This is a genomic window from Chryseobacterium sp. Marseille-Q3244 (genome assembly GCF_940807095.1).
In the GTDB taxonomy this organism is placed as follows: domain Bacteria; phylum Bacteroidota; class Bacteroidia; order Flavobacteriales; family Weeksellaceae; genus Chryseobacterium.
Window position 1 is genome coordinate 309,145 of the sequence record NZ_CALNWX010000004.1, and the last position, 14,706, is coordinate 323,850.

Here is a 14,706-nt window from a genome sequence, read left to right on the forward strand (position 1 = left end):
CATATCTTAAAAATTCAAAAAATTTATATTTTTATATATAAAAAACTTCAATTTAATCACATTACGCAAATTAAAAACCAAAATAACCATCAATTTAATATCATATCTTCAATCATTAAATTATATTTTAAACAAAAAAAATCACCAAATAATTCACTAATCATTAATATTTTGTTAAATACAAAATAGTATTTACCTTTGGTGCAGTTTTTGAAAAAAGCAATAAAAAGATCAATGAAAAAATATATTATTGCAGCCGCTCTTATTATAGGAACCGGTGCTGTTATTACCACCACTGTACAATCCTGTACGACATTGGCCACAAGTGACATGGGACTTTCCATTATTAAAAGAATGCTACTCAATGGTATTGATAAAGGAATGGGGATCTACACCAATAAAGAAGCCTTTCTACAGAACAATATGGTAGACAAGGCACTTCCGAAAGAGCTTAGAGACATTAACTCTATGCTGGAAAAAATTGCTCCGTCATTAGTTGCTAAAGAAAGAGATTATATTGCACAGGCTGCTGCGTATACGGTAAACACTTCAAGGCCTATTCTGCAAGGTGCCGTAAACAGTTTAAATGCTCAGGATGTAACCCGAATCATTGAGGGAACGACTGCCACACAAATTCTGAAAGAAAAAACATCTCAACAACTGATTGCAGCTATTGCCCCGAAGGTAGATGAGAAACTTAACGAATATGGGATCGTAAAAACAATTAATACCGCTTTATCCGGCAGTAATTTCCTGGGAAATCTTTTAGGAGGAAATAAAAATACTGTAAACTCAGGTGGTTTGAGCCAATTAGCTTCTGAACAACTGGTTGCAGGACTCTTCAATATCATTGAAGATTACGAACACCAGAACTCCAAATCGCTGCTTGGGCCATTTGGAAAATAGGAAAAATTTCATTATATTTATATAATATTAAGAACCGCAGATGGACATATTACAAGGAAATCAACACGCAAGTCCTGAAGATTTCTATAAATCTTTAAAGGAGAAACTGGAAGGTCATCATGATTTTCCTGAGGATTATTTATTTAAATTTATTATTCCTACAGACCAATCAAAACTTACTGAAATTTACAAGGTTTTTGATGGTATTAAATTTACATTAGGGAACCGCGAAAGCAAAAATGGAAAATACACAGCCTGCAATATCAATGCATTTGTTTTAGATGCCAATCAGGTAGTGAAAATTTATCAAGAAGTAGCAAAAATAGAAGGCGTTATTCTATTGTAAAATAAAAAAAGGCTGTCAGAAATGATGGTCTTTTTATTAGAGAATAAAAAGTTATGTACAAATAAACTGCGGCTGTTTCTTACGAAACAGCCGCAGGTATTATTTCTCAATAAAGAACTTATAAAGAACTTTACATTCTCAATAGGCCTTCCCAACATCGCTACTGAACCTTTTACCAAGATAGGTCTTTGTATCAGAGAGGGGTTTTCAGACAGAATTTTAATCCATTCTTCTTCCGAATAATTCTTATCTGCATACTCTTCAACATACAGTTTATCTGTCTTTCGAATGATATGAAAAACGCTCTGATTCAGCTTCTTCAATACGGTTTTGATCTCCAGAACACTTAGTGGGTCTTCAATAATATTAATGATCTCGAAATGAACTCCGTTTTCATCAAGATATTCCAAAACTGCATTGGATTTTGAACAGTTTCCGTTATGTAAAACTTTCACTAACATTTCTAATTATTTTAATAAATTAAACTTGCTTCTCACAAATTTAATAAGAATTCAATGGATGTTGTCTTAATGTTCTGATAAAAGTATGTTAAAACAATCCGTGCAATTCTGTTTCAATTTTTTCCAAAATCAATCCAAAATCCTCAGGTTTTTCAACGAAATCTAAATTATCTACTTCTATAATTAATAGTTTTCCTTCTGTATAATTGGAAATCCATTTTTCATATTTCTGATTCAACTTTGAAAGATATTCAATACTGATGGATGCTTCATATTCGCGTCCTCTTTTGTAGATTTTCTTAACCAGATTCGGAACGTCGGATTTTAAGTAAATTAAAAGATCCGGTGCCGAAACAAAAGATTTCATCAGATCAAAAACAGATGAATAATTATTGAAATCCCTGTCAGAAAGAAGGTTCATATCATTAAGGTTCTCTGCAAAGATATGTGCATCTTCATAAATAGTACGGTCCTGAATAATATTTTTACCGCTTTCTCTGATCTCTTTTACCTGGCGGAATCTGCTTCCCAGAAAATATACCTGCAGCGCAAAGCTCCACTTGCTCATATCTGAATAAAAATCCTCCAGATAAGGGTTGTGATCTACGTCTTCAAACTGTGCATCCCATCCGTAATGCTTAGAAAGCATCGTAGTTAAAGTTGTTTTTCCTGCTCCAATGTTTCCTGTAACTGCAATATGCATAATTCTTTTTCCTTGTATTTACTGATTAATTGATAAGCTTTTCTACGCCTGTTGCCTGAACTTCGGAAGTTTCTTCAATCAACTGTTCCAACGTATGGTCAGAAGTCTTCTTTTCTGTTCCATTTTCATTGGATGTTTCTTTGCCATTCTCCACGGGTTTTCCGGTAGATTGCTCGATGATCTGAAGTTCAGCTTCCTGTTGTTTTTGCTGTCTGGCTTTCTTTACTCTTTCAAGGTTGTAAAGATAGAGCTTGTTCCCCTTGATTTCAAAATAAGAAAGGATGTTTTTATCCACAATTTGTGCATCGGGGTCATCAAAAACCACACTCATTCCTTTCTCCGGAACATATTTTAAGATAGAATTATTGGCAACCACCAAAATATTATCATTTTCCCGTCTGAAACGTTTTCCGTTATCCACCGGCGCTTCAAATAGTTTTTCAAACTTCAGATTATAAATTCTGATATGCTTTTTGGTGAGAACATACACTTTGGTTTCATACACCAAAAGATCCATCAGATCCTCGAAACTGATATCAAAAGGAAATGAATTGATGGTGGTATCATTTCTGAAATTGTACTGTATCAAGCGTTTTGTACTGTCATCTAATAACCATAACTGCTGTAGATCTTCAGCATAGGCCATTCTGATAAAACCAAATTTCTGTTTGAAATCAATTCTTTGGATTTCATTCATATTCTGGTCTACAAATTTCATTTCCTGGGCATTTTCCGAAAATAAAGGCACGGTCAAAGGATTTTGTACCGTTTGGACCTTATAAGGAACAGTAAGCATCATTTTCCCAATCTGTTTCCCTAAAGAATCATATTTGGTAAAACTAAAGTCTTTATTTTTATAGATATACAGGTTTCCATAATCATCGGCTAACATATCTTTGGCCTCTTTCAACTTCAAAGTATCCAAAGGAAGAACGTTCTGTGCCGCAGAGGAACAGAAAATGAAAATGCATATCAGATAGATTAATCTCAAAATTCTTTTACTAAGATAGCGCTCCTCACGGAACGCTACCAATTTACACTTTATTTTATTCGAATAGAAATTGTTATGAAACTTTTCTTATTTAATAACAACTTCATAAATCTTCGGCCAGTTCTTTCCTGTTACCAGCATATTTTCTCCTTTGAAAGCAATTCCATTCAGAACATCATCTGTTCCTTTGGTGTTTTGTTTTGCAATTTCTGTAAAATCAAATGTCCCAACTACTTCTCCGGTTGTAGGGTTAATTTTCAGAATGATTGGCTTTTGCCATACATTCGCATACAGGAATCCGTTGTGAAATTCCAGCTCGTTTAGCTGGTCGTATGCTTGTGAACTTCCCGCTACAGCAATATATTTGATTAGTTTTGATGGATCATTAGGATCAAGAAAGTATAAAAGTTTACTTCCGTCTGAAGCGATCAGGCTTTTCCCGTCATACGTCAATCCCCAACCTTCACCCAATACGTTCGGATAAGCAAATTCCGAAAGTAATTTAAGAGAACTTTTATCATAAATATATCCTTTTTTACTCTGCCAGGTCAATTGATATACTTTATCTCCTACAATCGTACTTCCTTCTGAAAAATCTTCCGGAGCCTGTTTAGTAGACGCAAGTGGTGTAGTGGTTCCCAATGTATATTTTAAGATCTGCGAAGACCCATTCTGGCCGTCACTTTCATAGATCGTATTTCCTTCAGCCTGGAATCCCTGTACAAAGTTTTTAGGATCATGAGGATATTCTGCTACAATCTGGTAAGCAATATTTTTTTCAGGATTTTTTGCAAATACATTGATGGTAGCATCCTGATTCAAGGTTTCTCCACCTTTGGTCTTGATATTAAAAGTAACGGCATTATCTCCTAATGTAAAAAACTTAGGATCAATCGTTAAATCTGTTGTTTCCTTATCTCCAAAACTGATGGTCACGCTTTCTGCATTTTCCGTTACTTCTTTCGGAAGTTGAAGTTTATCACCAAAATGATATCCTTTTGCCATCATTGAATTATTATAAGTGTTTAATGTATCAAGAATTTCCTTATCCTTATTACAAGATGCCAGTAGTAAAATTGCTGCGAAACCCGCTATTATATTTTTTTTCATTGACTTTCTAAATATTTCCCCAAAAATAGCAAATTTTATTCCGTATTGCCAATATTATCCATAGGTTCACCAAATTGTAGGATATATCCGTTGTTATCGTACACTGCAAATTCCCTCATTCCCCATTCAAAAGTTTCAATTTCATAACAGATTTTTGCCTTTGTTTTAAGATGTTCCCATAATTCATCTACTTTATTTACATTAAAATAAAATGATCCTGTAAAACCAATGGTCACAGTATTCTCATGTTTATTGGGTAAAGCAAGCATGATATACACCTCATCTTTTCTCAGGGATGCCCAATGCCAGTCATCATTTCTGGCTAATAGCTCAAAACCGAGAATATGCAAATAAAAACCTATAGTTTCATCGAGGTTTTCCGTCCAAAGCATGGGTCGAAGTCCAGTAAATCTGCTCATAACTTCTATAATTGAAAAGTATCTCTGTGAATCTTCATATTAATTGAAACCCAGGTTTCATCATCAATTTTCGCTTCATTCTTTACAGCCGGATCAATAACAAAGCCTACTTTTTTGTAACATTCAATGGCTCCGGTATTCCAGTCGTAGACATTCAGTTCCGCCAGTTCTCTGTTTAAATGACTGAATCCATACTTCAGAAGTTCCTGCATCACCTTTTTGCCATACCCTTTTCCCCTGTTATTCTCATCCCATATTAAAATTCTTCCCAACAGAAATGTTTCATCTTTTAGAAATATTTGGGCATGACCGATTGTATTTTGATTTTCTACGTCAATTATTTTGAATAGTGTCCTGTTTTCATCAGACAAATCTACTTCAAGCTGATCTTTAGTTAAAGGAAAGCGATACATAGGCCCGGCAAACTGCAGAAGGGCTTTTTTATCTTTAATATTTGAAATCAATGCTGACGAATCATTAATATGAAAAGACTCTAATGCTATCATTCTTTTATTTTTCTAAATATTCTTTCAAACTCTGGCCTACAATGGAGTTCCAGCCTCCGGTAAAATTTTCTCTTGAAAAACCTTCTCCCAACTCTTTAAAGTTTTCAATTTCTTCATGGGTTAATTTGACCAAAGTTCCGTTATCTTCTGGTTGCAATTCCCATGTTACAGTAGTTTTCAAATCTGAAAAATCAGGATAGGACCAGGTATGCTTTAATTTTTGTTTAGGAAGAATTTCAAGAATTTCACCTTGATGATGATATTTATTTTCGCCTCCAGGTTCGTAAAAATTAAATACTTTTCCTACTTCAAGCTCAAAATCCTTAATATCAAAATACCAGGACTTCATTTCATTCTTATCTGTCAATGCTTCCCAAATCTTATCGATGGGAGCATTTATTTTGTATTGGACGGTGATTGGTGTGTTCATATTACTAAAATTTAACTCAACTATTTTAACGATAAAAGTCACAAAAGAATCTTAACACTTAAGTTATTTTAAAGTTAATATTCTTACTATTGAAAAGAGCACTTAAGTTTTAAAAATCTGTAGATTTTCACTTTGTGCATTTTATGCAAGTTAACCTTAATTTTAGACTTAGTTTAAATCCTTTTGTGACTTCTGTGGTTAATTTTACTTTATTGTAAACATCCCATAGTATCAATGAGAAAATCCGGTAATTTTTGCTTCATCAAAATCCAGCTGCATTTCAATGGTTCTCATTACGTGATCGTCAAATATTTTCTCTTTTTTCATTCTATGTAATTCATTTCTCTGTGCCTGAATCACCTGGCGCAAAACATCTTTATTTTCATTGATGGCCGTTACATAATCTCCGGTAGAAGCCATGCATTGGGCTTTATCAGCCATCAACATCATTTCGTTTTCCAGTTTATGTTTTTGATGACGGACAAGACTGTTGGATACTGCCAATTCAGAAAAATCATTTTCCAATTTATGCAAAGCCGTTTCTTTAAGCTTACGCATGAGAATAACTTCCTGTTTTTCTTCCGGCAACTCACTTCCTGCATCCTGAATATTTAATAATTTCAGGATTGGAGAGAGCAATAATCCCTGACCCACCAAGGTAATTAAGATGATAACAAAAGTGACAAATAAAATGATATTACGGTGTGGAAAAGCATCTCCATTAGGTAGAAATGCTGGAATAGACAATGCTGCCGCCAATGAAACCACCCCTCTCATCGCTGCAAAACTGATGATAAAAGGTTCGCGCCAATCCGGTTTCGGGACCTTTAATCTTAATTCTTTAGAGCAAAGCCTTGGGAAGTACATCAACGCATAACTGTATACTATTCTTGTTCCGATAATCGCTCCGCCTATAACCACACTGTAGAAAATTCCTTCTGAAACAGTATAATCTGTCAGTCCCTCCACAACAATTGGCAATTCAAGACCGATGAGGATAAAAATGATGGTATTCATCAAAAATATCAGAACACTCCATACATTTCCGGATTGAATTCTTGAGGTGTGACTCAGGTAGCAATGGGAGTTATAAGACATTAGCAATCCACCTGCAACCACAGCTAAAACTCCTGAAAAATGGAAGTGTTCTGCTCCAACATACATAATGTAAGGAACGATCAGTGTGATAACAGTATCAATATTAGAATTCGTAGGAATAATCCTCAACAAAGCTCCGAACAGAAGACCAACTGCGACTCCTACTGCAATTCCTCCAATCGCCATAGTAAAGAAATCCTGAACGGCATCTCTCCAGATAAACTGCCCTGAAATAACGGCTGCAAGGGCAAATTTAAATACAATTAAACTGGATGCATCGTTAATTAAACTTTCTCCTTCAAGGATATTGGTGATCTTTTTAGGGATTTTCATATGCTTCAATACGGAAGTAGCCGCTACAGCGTCCGGTGGAGAATTTACGCCACCCAATAAGAATCCCATTGCTACAGTAAGCCCAGGAATAATAGAAGATGAAAGGTACGCAACGACTATTGATGTTAAAAACACCAATCCAAAAGCCATGGAAAAGATCTGTTTTCTCCATTTATGAAAATCCTGCCATGACGTAAACCATGCGGCTTCAAATAATATGGGTGGAAGAAAAATAAGAAAAACAAGATCCGGTTCTATTTCTACACGAGGCATTCCCGGAACAAAACTGATGAGCAATCCTGCAATTACAAGAAAGATTGGATAAGCTACTTTCAATTTTTGCCCTATCATTACTAATATCATTACAGACAATAAGACTACAATGGATATTATAACATAGCTGTGAATCATTTGATTTCGTTTTTTTAAGTATTATTTTTAATTATTTTGTTTCAACCTTATAGGTTTTAAAAACCTATAAGGCTTATTTTTTTAACAAGGCTCACGCAGATTTTGCAGATAACGCAGAGTTCGATCCATAAGGGTTTTAAAGGACAATATTATTTTTGGGAGTAATTGCCGGCGGAAGATTGGTTTCATCCAGCATATCTCTCATATCAATTTCAATGGTACGGCTGATCTGGGTGATAGGAACATCATTAGCACTTCCTTCAAAAGGATTCACGGATGCCTCTCCTACACTGTCTAAGGTATGAAAACACCATGTTACCAATAAGGAGAAAGGAATATTGAACCAAATTGTCCATCCTTCAACCACAGAACCTTCACCTAGTTTATCAAATTCCTTCAACAACCCAAAAGGAACAAATACAATAAACAACAACAAAAGATAAGTGGTAATGGAAGAAAAGTTCCTTGGATAAGGAAAGTTCTTAATTCTTTCTGCTTTTCCCTGACTGTCGGTAAATTTCACCAACTGCTGATTGATCTGTGTCCACTGAAAATCATTAATTTCTCCTTTTTCATAAGCTTCAGACAATTCTTTACTTTGGCAGGCCATCAATTGAGTTGCCCTGTTTTTCTTACCCAGAATATATTGAAGTTCTGTTTCTGAAAGGTATTTCTTCAGTTCATCATCCAGTTTTGAAAGCCGTTCCGGAATATCATACTTTTTAGCATATTCATCAAACTGTGCAGATCCTGTATTCTCCCATGCTCTTGGTTCTCTAAGCTGGAATCTTAGCGCTGTAAGCCATGCATAATGACGAAGGAACATTTCTTTTACTTTATGTGAATCTTTTACAATAAGGGAGTCTCTTAGAATATATCCAAAGCTACGGCTGTCATTGATGATCGCTCCATAAATCTGTCTTGCCTCCCAAAGCCTGCTGTAACTCGCATTATTTTTAAATCCTACGATAAAAGCAACCGCTGTTCCCATGATCGCAATAGGCTGCCAGGGCACGGAAAGAAATTTCCAACCTAAAAAATAAAGAATCGTAGGAATAGCTGCCAATACGATTAAAGCATAAATACTGCGCCGTGTCCAATTGATGAATTCGCGCGCTCCAAATCTTTTTCCTGAATGCATTATGTGTTATTTTTGTGTTAATTATTTAATAGTTTCAAATAATGGTTTTCATCAGCGCATTCAGCAGAAACGGTTACAATCAGTTTTTGGTAAACGGTATATTGTTATAAAAACCAATCTGAATCTGTCCTCTATTCCTGTTTTCCTGAATCTGATTCATATAACCGGCTTCAATCCGCATGTTTTTGTTAATGACATAGCCCAATGCCCCATAAACTCTGTTTCTATCGAAAGTAGGACTATTGAAATGGAGGAAAATCTCATTATATACAGATGCATACAATGTTTTCGGCAGCATTTCCTTTTGAGTGATCGGTATATTCAATCCTAACATATAACGAAATCTCATTCTAAAATCATCTTCCAAAAAGCGTTCTTCCAAACGATAACGATGCTGAAGATTAAAACGTCCGAACTTCTGCTTGGTAATATATTGTTGGAAAATTCTGTGTTCTATATTTTCCTTTTTATCACCATTTACATAAGGCTGGCTCAAAATAAATCCATATCCTAGCAATACGTTATTATTATTTTCTGTCAGATCATATCCAATTCCGGTGCGGATCAGAAGCTGTTCCAGATCCCCAATAGCATCAAAATTTCTATACTGAACTTCATTATGCCAGTTTAGTTTTTTACTGATTTTATTATTCCCAAAATACATATACCATGCACCCAAATCATTTTTTTGCGCCCATGTAAGAACGGACCCCAAACTCAATACCGTGAATGCCAACTTCGTAAAAACCTTTCTCATGCTTATCAATTACTATTATCTATCGTTTTTAACAAAATTAATAATTTAAATCAATAATCGCAAACGATATTTTTTAGTTAACACAATCAAGGTTTTATAGTAAGCAACTTTAAATCTGGCACTTTAACCAAATTCCAACTATTTTATCCCGGAATCTGCTCTATTAAGAGATCTCTTCGTTCTTTATCAAAGTAAGTACAAGTCATTGCATTCAGATCCATTTTCCAACCTTCAATTCCATTTTCTGCACAGTCTTTACAAAATGTCATATAATCTGTACCTCCCTGCTGGTGAAGTTTTAATCTTGCTTTAAAATGGTCAAGATTCACCTTTTCAGAAACAATAAGTTTATCATACTTACCTGTTGTTTGGGCAGATTGATTATGGGTATCAAAATATTCTGTCTTTCCATCCTCCACATACGTTGTATAGTGAGAAACACCAAGTTCTTTAATCGCTTTAATATATTGAGGGAAATCGGCTCCACTTTTTACTTTTTGATGCTCAGTTTTAATATCTTCAAGGGTAAATTTCATCATTCTATTTTTAATTAATTATTATTGTTTCTATATCAAATTTAAAAATTTTCGGGATGCAAATATAATATCAAATAAAAAACCGGCAGGATGACTGCCGGTAACTTATAACTATATTTCAGATACAAAATATAAATCTTATGGATGTTGCTGCATTTTAGCAGGATCATCGTAATTAACCATCCAGTTGATCCCGAATCTATCGGTAAACATTCCAAAGTAAGCACCCCAGAAAGTATCTGCCAATGGCATTGTTACGTGTCCATCCGCAGAAAGACCATTGAATAATTTCTCTGCTTCTGCTTTGGATTCCGCATTGATAGAAATTGAAAAATTGTTTCCTTTTTTAAAGTCGGAAGCCCATTCTCCCCCAGTATCACTTCCCATTAATACCGTTTCCTTGGAAATAGGAAGGGTAACGTGCATGATTCTGTTCTTATCTTCTTCTGGAACCTCTTTTCCTTCCATGGGAGGCATTTCTCCGAAAGTTCCGATATAAGGATATTCTCCTCCGAAAACCGATTTATAGAAATCGAATGCTTCTCTGCAATTCCCATTGAATGTTAAATAAACGTTTACTGATGCCATGATTGTTTTTTTTAGTTAAGTTTTAATTTATTTTGAATTCTGTTTATCTATGTTGATCGATTAGGATCATATTTCCATCCGGATCTTTCAGGTAGATATGCTCAGGCCCTGAAGTGTTTTCATCAGCTTCTTTATCAATCTCTACTCCACTCTCCTTTAAACGTTTCTGGATTTCGCGTACATCGTCAAAGGATTCAAGATTTTGCCCATTTTCATCCCATCCCGGATTAAAAGTCAGCATATTACCATCAAACATTGCCTGGAACAGTCCTATCAAAGTAGATCCGTTTTTCATGATGAGATAATTTTGCTCTGTAGCTCCGGCCATCGTTGCAAAGCCCAGTTTTTCATAAAAATCTTTGGACTTTTGAAGGTCTTTTACACTAAGACTGATTGAAAAGGCTCCTAATTTCATATTTTAAAGTTGATGTAAGTTATTGTTTTATTAGTCAATTGTATATGTAAGAACAAGTCTTCGTTTGGGATTACTGGTTTTTCAGATGCGTTTTGAACTCAAGGGTTCCATCATAGCTTTTCCAGTCACCGATCAATTGAATATACTGCCCTTCCACTTTTTCAGTTTTCCTGTTCCATTTAAAGTTATAAACGAATCGGCCTTCAAAAATGCCCGAATGTTTTCCTTTATTCTCTTCAGCCAGTTCGTATTCTCCAAATACAGTTCCCTGTCTTTTAGAATCTTTATATTTTGAAATGGTAATTGTTCCTTCCCATTTGGTATAATTAGTATCTACAAGAGAGTATCCTGAAACAAAATACTGCTGATCATTCTTTTTATTCTGTTCAGAAATCGTAATCTTAAGCTTCAGTTCCTGTCCCTTATTTCCAATGGTTCCGATATAAGGTTTACTGTTATTCAGCCATATATTTGAAATATTAGGCATCTGTGCCAACACAAAATTGGTTGCCAGAATGAAGAGTAATAAAAGTTTTTTCATAGTGTGATTTTTTAAACTCCGAATTGAGCCAGGTGATGGTTAAGATGCTTTGCAAACATATTGTTCCATTCCTGAGCTTTTAATTTTCCGAAAGAGAAAGATTCTTTGCCATCAAAAGCTTCAGCTCCTAATTGCTGGGTCTTTTGGATAAAACCAATCAATCTTTTTCTTTCTTCTTCAAAGTTTTTTCTTCCGGACACTAAAAATTGAGGTGCTGTTGGAGAATCCCTCGGATAGGCTTTTTCACCTACTACTTTAGATTTCACAAAAGTTTTTAGAATAAATTTTGCAATAGATCCCGGTTTTTTATGTTTTTCCGGTTCATATACCATTTCATATGTGATACTACAGTGCGCCAACATCTGATCCACCGTCATTTTTCCCCATAATCCATGAGTATCTTCCACCAGTCTGTTTATTCTATCAATATAGTTTTGAGCATCTTTTGCGTCAAATACATTTTCCATATACGATCTGTTTTTACTACAGACAAATATATCAGTTTTTTTGTTTGATTTTTATGGTGGAGAAATTTTTTGTTTTGAGGTTCGAACTAAGAGTTTGAGAGTTTTAGTGTATGAGGGTTTGAGGGTATATTTTATCTATTCCACAACTATTCTATACCGATAACAATTCCATACCTGATCCTTCATCTCCTTCTGAGGAGTAGCGAAAATTCAACGAATTTTTGACCGGGTGGTGTTAGAAGTTTGAGAGTATAAATGTTTGAGAGTATAATATGAATCCCTACTCTTTCCTTGTGATGAAAACAAACTATTCATTTTCCGCTTCAGAACCTCCTTCTGCTGCAATTTCCTGGGGAGCTGCTTTTTTGAAAATAAACCAAAGCTTGATCTTTAAAGCAATCCATCCTATAATGGCATATATTACCAAAAGAATACTTAAATGTTCCAGATATGGAAAAGTAAGTTCTACAGATCCTTTTTGAATTAATAGAATTTTAAAGGCTTGTAAAAAAGGAGTCAACGGAATAATGTTCGCAATAAACTGTACAAAGGCAGGCATCGCATTTAAAGGCCATGTAAAACCACTAATGATAAAGGCAGGTGAAGCAATAACCATAAGAATTTGCGTTGCCTTCAAAGCATCCGGAATTAATATACTAATGAACACTCCAAGGAAGGAAACAGAGCCTACAAAAACAGCGGTCAGGAGGATAAAATTAAATATCCCTTCCGGCATCGGCACTTTGAAAATCATATGCATAAGATAGTAAACACCTACGATAAGAATGGAGAATACCCAAATTGGAATAACCTTAATAAGCATTGTTGGAAATGCCCATTTCTTCATTTTCACATACTCTTTTACAAAAGAACCTCTTTGGAATTCTGCAGCAAAACTTACCGCCATCGCCAACAGAATTACTTGCTGTAATACCACCGCCAGCATGGCCGGCCACATAAAAATAAGATAATTACTGGTCGTATTGAAAAGAGTTATATAATTGGTTTTGAAAGGCTCATATTGTGTAACAGCCTTTGCAGCGGGCATTCCTGCCTTCTGCAGAGCCTTAATGGAAGCTCCGGCAGAGAACGTCCCTATGGTAAGCTGTAATGCTTTGGAGGCAAAGTTTGCCGTCAAAACGTTCCCCGTATTGACATACACATTCAGCTCAGGATATTTTTTCTGAAGCATATCCCCTTCAAAACGGGACGGAATAATAACGACAGCTGCGGCCTCATGACGGATCACCTCATCTTTTATGCTCAAAGGTTCCTGCAGGTATCTGATAATTTTAATACTTTTATTATCATCCAGCATTTCGGTTAATTGACTGGACAGCGGTGTATTGTCTCTGTCGATAACCAATACAGGGGTATTTTCAACTTTTCCGCTTTGATAGACAAACCCCAGCAAGGTAGCATAAAAGACCGGTGCCAAAAAGAACACTGTTCTTAAGGTAGAATTGCTGATAAAAAGTTTGAACTCTCGTTTTAAAAGACGGAAAAATTCTTTCATCTGTATATTTTAAAAATTTTAAATAAACACACGGCAAGCTGTATGTATTAAGCCTAGCCATTTTAATTTGTAATTATTTCAGGATCACATTGGCATTCACCAAAAGGCTTTTTGCCTTATTACCGTCCTTAGGTCTTACTTTGATCTCATAGACCGCATCCTGCAGCTGATAATCAGGGTAAGCAGTTGTAATATCTGCATATCTTGTCAGTTGTTTGATATACACTACTGTTCCCTCCAGGTTTTCTTTATTGTAAACCACCTGCATATTGACATTCTGCCCTTTTTTATACTTTGAAATAGCACTTTCAGGCACGGTAAATCTAAAGTAAGTACTCTCTGGAATATATCCGTTGAATAAAGCAAATCCTGCTGTTGCCAGTTCACCTGTATTCAAACTAATGGTTTCAATTTCCATATCATTGGTAGCGATGACATATCTTTCAGAGTAAGCCACGTTTGCTTCCTGTAAAGCTCCTTTAGCCTGAGAAGCCTGTCCTGCTGCCATTTCTACTTTTTCGAAACGGGTTCCTCTGTTCACATCATCTAATTCTGCAACTACAGCATCATATTGAGCTTTTGCCCCCTGAAGTTTAGCATACACTTCATCATGTGCCTGTGGAGACATCAGACTGTCACGGAACATGTTATTAGCTCTTCTATAGGATTTCTGAGCAAAATCATATTGCTCTTTCAGTCCTTTATATTTTGCCTGAAGCTGTCTCAGCTGGTCTGGTGTAGCCCCATTTTTAGCCATTTGTTCCTGGGCTGTAGCGGCACTTACCGCACCCTGAGCCTGCGCAATTTTTGCTGATACTTCCGGAACGTCAAGCTGAGCCAACGTATCTCCTTTTTTTACGGTTTGTCCTTCGGAAACATATATTTTTAGAATTCTTCCGGTAACCTTCGGAGCAAAAGAGATCACATCTTTTTTCGTCTTTCCTTCCGGTTCCTTTATCTTTTCGTCTTTCTTGCCGCAACTTCCCAATAAAAACAGAGAAGCAATGAGTATAGATATATTTTTATGCATC

At 35.5% G+C, this 14,706-nt stretch carries 19 protein-coding genes; 2 read left to right on the top strand and 17 right to left on the bottom strand.

What is annotated here, in order from left to right; translation table 11 throughout:
- Nucleotides 1-234: 234 nt before the first annotated feature.
- A complete protein-coding gene (locus tag NBX25_RS09565) occupies nt 235-906 on the top strand; it encodes a DUF4197 family protein (protein WP_123856493.1) in 672 nt (223 codons plus the stop codon).
- A gap of 40 nt (nt 907-946) precedes the next feature.
- Nucleotides 947-1,252, top strand: coding sequence for a DUF493 family protein (locus NBX25_RS09570; protein WP_123856495.1), 306 nt, complete (start codon nt 947-949; stop codon nt 1,250-1,252).
- On the opposite strand, the gene NBX25_RS09575 is transcribed toward NBX25_RS09570, so the two are convergent.
- The 17 genes from NBX25_RS09575 to NBX25_RS09655 all read right to left on the bottom strand — a co-directional run bounded on the left by NBX25_RS09575 (nt 1,213) and on the right by NBX25_RS09655 (nt 14,705).
- The gene (locus NBX25_RS09575; RefSeq protein ID WP_250253482.1) at nt 1,213-1,713 is read right to left on the bottom strand and encodes an ArsC/Spx/MgsR family protein; all 501 of its coding nucleotides are present in this window, start codon (nt 1,711-1,713) and stop codon (nt 1,213-1,215) included. The two genes, NBX25_RS09570 and NBX25_RS09575, sit on opposite strands and share 40 nt — an antisense overlap.
- 88 nt (nt 1,714-1,801) lie before the next feature.
- Nucleotides 1,802-2,416, bottom strand: coding sequence for a deoxynucleoside kinase (locus tag NBX25_RS09580; protein ID WP_123856498.1), 615 nt, complete (start codon nt 2,414-2,416; stop codon nt 1,802-1,804).
- A gap of 25 nt (nt 2,417-2,441) precedes the next feature.
- Entirely contained in the window at nt 2,442-3,449 is a 1,008-nt protein-coding gene (locus NBX25_RS09585; RefSeq protein ID WP_250253483.1) for a hypothetical protein, read from the bottom strand.
- 45 nt (nt 3,450-3,494) lie between these two features.
- On the bottom strand, nt 3,495-4,517 hold the full coding sequence (locus NBX25_RS09590) for a glutaminyl-peptide cyclotransferase (protein WP_123911027.1): 1,023 nt from the start codon (nt 4,515-4,517) through the stop codon (nt 3,495-3,497).
- Between the two features lie 35 nt (nt 4,518-4,552).
- Nucleotides 4,553-4,936, bottom strand: coding sequence for a VOC family protein (locus NBX25_RS09595; protein ID WP_250253484.1), 384 nt, complete (start codon nt 4,934-4,936; stop codon nt 4,553-4,555).
- A 5-nt stretch (nt 4,937-4,941) separates the two neighbouring features.
- Nucleotides 4,942-5,442: a GNAT family N-acetyltransferase gene (locus NBX25_RS09600; RefSeq protein ID WP_250253485.1), complete on the bottom strand. Its 501-nt coding sequence runs from the start codon at nt 5,440-5,442 to the stop codon at nt 4,942-4,944.
- Nucleotides 5,443-5,446: 4 nt separating this feature from the next.
- Nucleotides 5,447-5,872 carry an SRPBCC family protein gene (locus NBX25_RS09605; protein WP_250253486.1) on the bottom strand — a complete coding sequence of 142 codons (426 nt, stop codon included), beginning with the start codon at nt 5,870-5,872 and terminating at the stop codon, nt 5,447-5,449.
- Nucleotides 5,873-6,103: 231 nt separating this feature from the next.
- Complete coding sequence (locus NBX25_RS09610; RefSeq protein ID WP_123911023.1) at nt 6,104-7,714, bottom strand: Na+/H+ antiporter; 1,611 nt, start codon at nt 7,712-7,714, stop codon at nt 6,104-6,106.
- Nucleotides 7,715-7,850: 136 nt separating this feature from the next.
- Nucleotides 7,851-8,855 (bottom strand): bestrophin family protein, encoded by a 1,005-nt coding sequence (locus NBX25_RS09615; protein ID WP_250253487.1) that lies wholly within the window; start codon nt 8,853-8,855, stop codon nt 7,851-7,853.
- 79 nt (nt 8,856-8,934) lie between these two features.
- Complete coding sequence (locus NBX25_RS09620) at nt 8,935-9,612, bottom strand: DUF2490 domain-containing protein (protein ID WP_045498246.1); 678 nt, start codon at nt 9,610-9,612, stop codon at nt 8,935-8,937.
- 143 nt (nt 9,613-9,755) lie between these two features.
- Entirely contained in the window at nt 9,756-10,151 is a 396-nt protein-coding gene (locus NBX25_RS09625) for a DUF1398 domain-containing protein (protein ID WP_250253488.1), read from the bottom strand.
- A gap of 135 nt (nt 10,152-10,286) precedes the next feature.
- Nucleotides 10,287-10,736, bottom strand: a complete 450-nt coding sequence (locus NBX25_RS09630) for a VOC family protein (RefSeq protein ID WP_123911021.1) — start codon at nt 10,734-10,736, stop codon at nt 10,287-10,289.
- Nucleotides 10,737-10,779: 43 nt separating this feature from the next.
- Nucleotides 10,780-11,151, bottom strand: coding sequence for a VOC family protein (locus NBX25_RS09635; RefSeq protein ID WP_250253489.1), 372 nt, complete (start codon nt 11,149-11,151; stop codon nt 10,780-10,782).
- A 70-nt stretch (nt 11,152-11,221) separates the two neighbouring features.
- Complete coding sequence (locus NBX25_RS09640; protein WP_250253490.1) at nt 11,222-11,692, bottom strand: hypothetical protein; 471 nt, start codon at nt 11,690-11,692, stop codon at nt 11,222-11,224.
- 11 nt (nt 11,693-11,703) lie between these two features.
- Nucleotides 11,704-12,159 carry a DinB family protein gene (locus NBX25_RS09645; RefSeq protein ID WP_123911018.1) on the bottom strand — a complete coding sequence of 152 codons (456 nt, stop codon included), beginning with the start codon at nt 12,157-12,159 and terminating at the stop codon, nt 11,704-11,706.
- Nucleotides 12,160-12,466: 307 nt separating this feature from the next.
- Nucleotides 12,467-13,675 carry an ABC transporter permease gene (locus tag NBX25_RS09650; RefSeq protein ID WP_250253491.1) on the bottom strand — a complete coding sequence of 403 codons (1,209 nt, stop codon included), beginning with the start codon at nt 13,673-13,675 and terminating at the stop codon, nt 12,467-12,469.
- A 73-nt stretch (nt 13,676-13,748) separates the two neighbouring features.
- Complete coding sequence (locus tag NBX25_RS09655; RefSeq protein ID WP_123911016.1) at nt 13,749-14,705, bottom strand: HlyD family secretion protein; 957 nt, start codon at nt 14,703-14,705, stop codon at nt 13,749-13,751.
- Between the last annotated feature and the right edge of the window lies 1 nt (nt 14,706).

Excerpts from the sequence above, each read along its gene's own strand:
- NBX25_RS09565 (WP_123856493.1), top strand. The coding sequence starts at position 235 with ATGAAAAAATATATTATTGCAGCCGCTCTTATTATAGGAACCGGTGCT.
- NBX25_RS09570 (WP_123856495.1), top strand. The coding sequence starts at position 947 with ATGGACATATTACAAGGAAATCAACACGCAAGTCCTGAAGATTTCTAT.
- NBX25_RS09575 (WP_250253482.1), bottom strand. The coding sequence starts at position 1,713 with ATGTTAGTGAAAGTTTTACATAACGGAAACTGTTCAAAATCCAATGCA.
- NBX25_RS09580 (WP_123856498.1), bottom strand. The coding sequence starts at position 2,416 with ATGCATATTGCAGTTACAGGAAACATTGGAGCAGGAAAAACAACTTTA.
- NBX25_RS09590 (WP_123911027.1), bottom strand. The coding sequence starts at position 4,517 with ATGAAAAAAAATATAATAGCGGGTTTCGCAGCAATTTTACTACTGGCA.
- NBX25_RS09595 (WP_250253484.1), bottom strand. The coding sequence starts at position 4,936 with ATGAGCAGATTTACTGGACTTCGACCCATGCTTTGGACGGAAAACCTC.
- NBX25_RS09600 (WP_250253485.1), bottom strand. The coding sequence starts at position 5,442 with ATGATAGCATTAGAGTCTTTTCATATTAATGATTCGTCAGCATTGATT.
- NBX25_RS09605 (WP_250253486.1), bottom strand. The coding sequence starts at position 5,872 with ATGAACACACCAATCACCGTCCAATACAAAATAAATGCTCCCATCGAT.
- NBX25_RS09610 (WP_123911023.1), bottom strand. The coding sequence starts at position 7,714 with ATGATTCACAGCTATGTTATAATATCCATTGTAGTCTTATTGTCTGTA.
- NBX25_RS09615 (WP_250253487.1), bottom strand. The coding sequence starts at position 8,855 with ATGCATTCAGGAAAAAGATTTGGAGCGCGCGAATTCATCAATTGGACA.
- NBX25_RS09620 (WP_045498246.1), bottom strand. The coding sequence starts at position 9,612 with ATGAGAAAGGTTTTTACGAAGTTGGCATTCACGGTATTGAGTTTGGGG.
- NBX25_RS09625 (WP_250253488.1), bottom strand. The coding sequence starts at position 10,151 with ATGATGAAATTTACCCTTGAAGATATTAAAACTGAGCATCAAAAAGTA.
- NBX25_RS09630 (WP_123911021.1), bottom strand. The coding sequence starts at position 10,736 with ATGGCATCAGTAAACGTTTATTTAACATTCAATGGGAATTGCAGAGAA.
- NBX25_RS09635 (WP_250253489.1), bottom strand. The coding sequence starts at position 11,151 with ATGAAATTAGGAGCCTTTTCAATCAGTCTTAGTGTAAAAGACCTTCAA.
- NBX25_RS09640 (WP_250253490.1), bottom strand. The coding sequence starts at position 11,692 with ATGAAAAAACTTTTATTACTCTTCATTCTGGCAACCAATTTTGTGTTG.
- NBX25_RS09645 (WP_123911018.1), bottom strand. The coding sequence starts at position 12,159 with ATGGAAAATGTATTTGACGCAAAAGATGCTCAAAACTATATTGATAGA.
- NBX25_RS09650 (WP_250253491.1), bottom strand. The coding sequence starts at position 13,675 with ATGAAAGAATTTTTCCGTCTTTTAAAACGAGAGTTCAAACTTTTTATC.
- NBX25_RS09655 (WP_123911016.1), bottom strand. The coding sequence starts at position 14,705 with ATGCATAAAAATATATCTATACTCATTGCTTCTCTGTTTTTATTGGGA.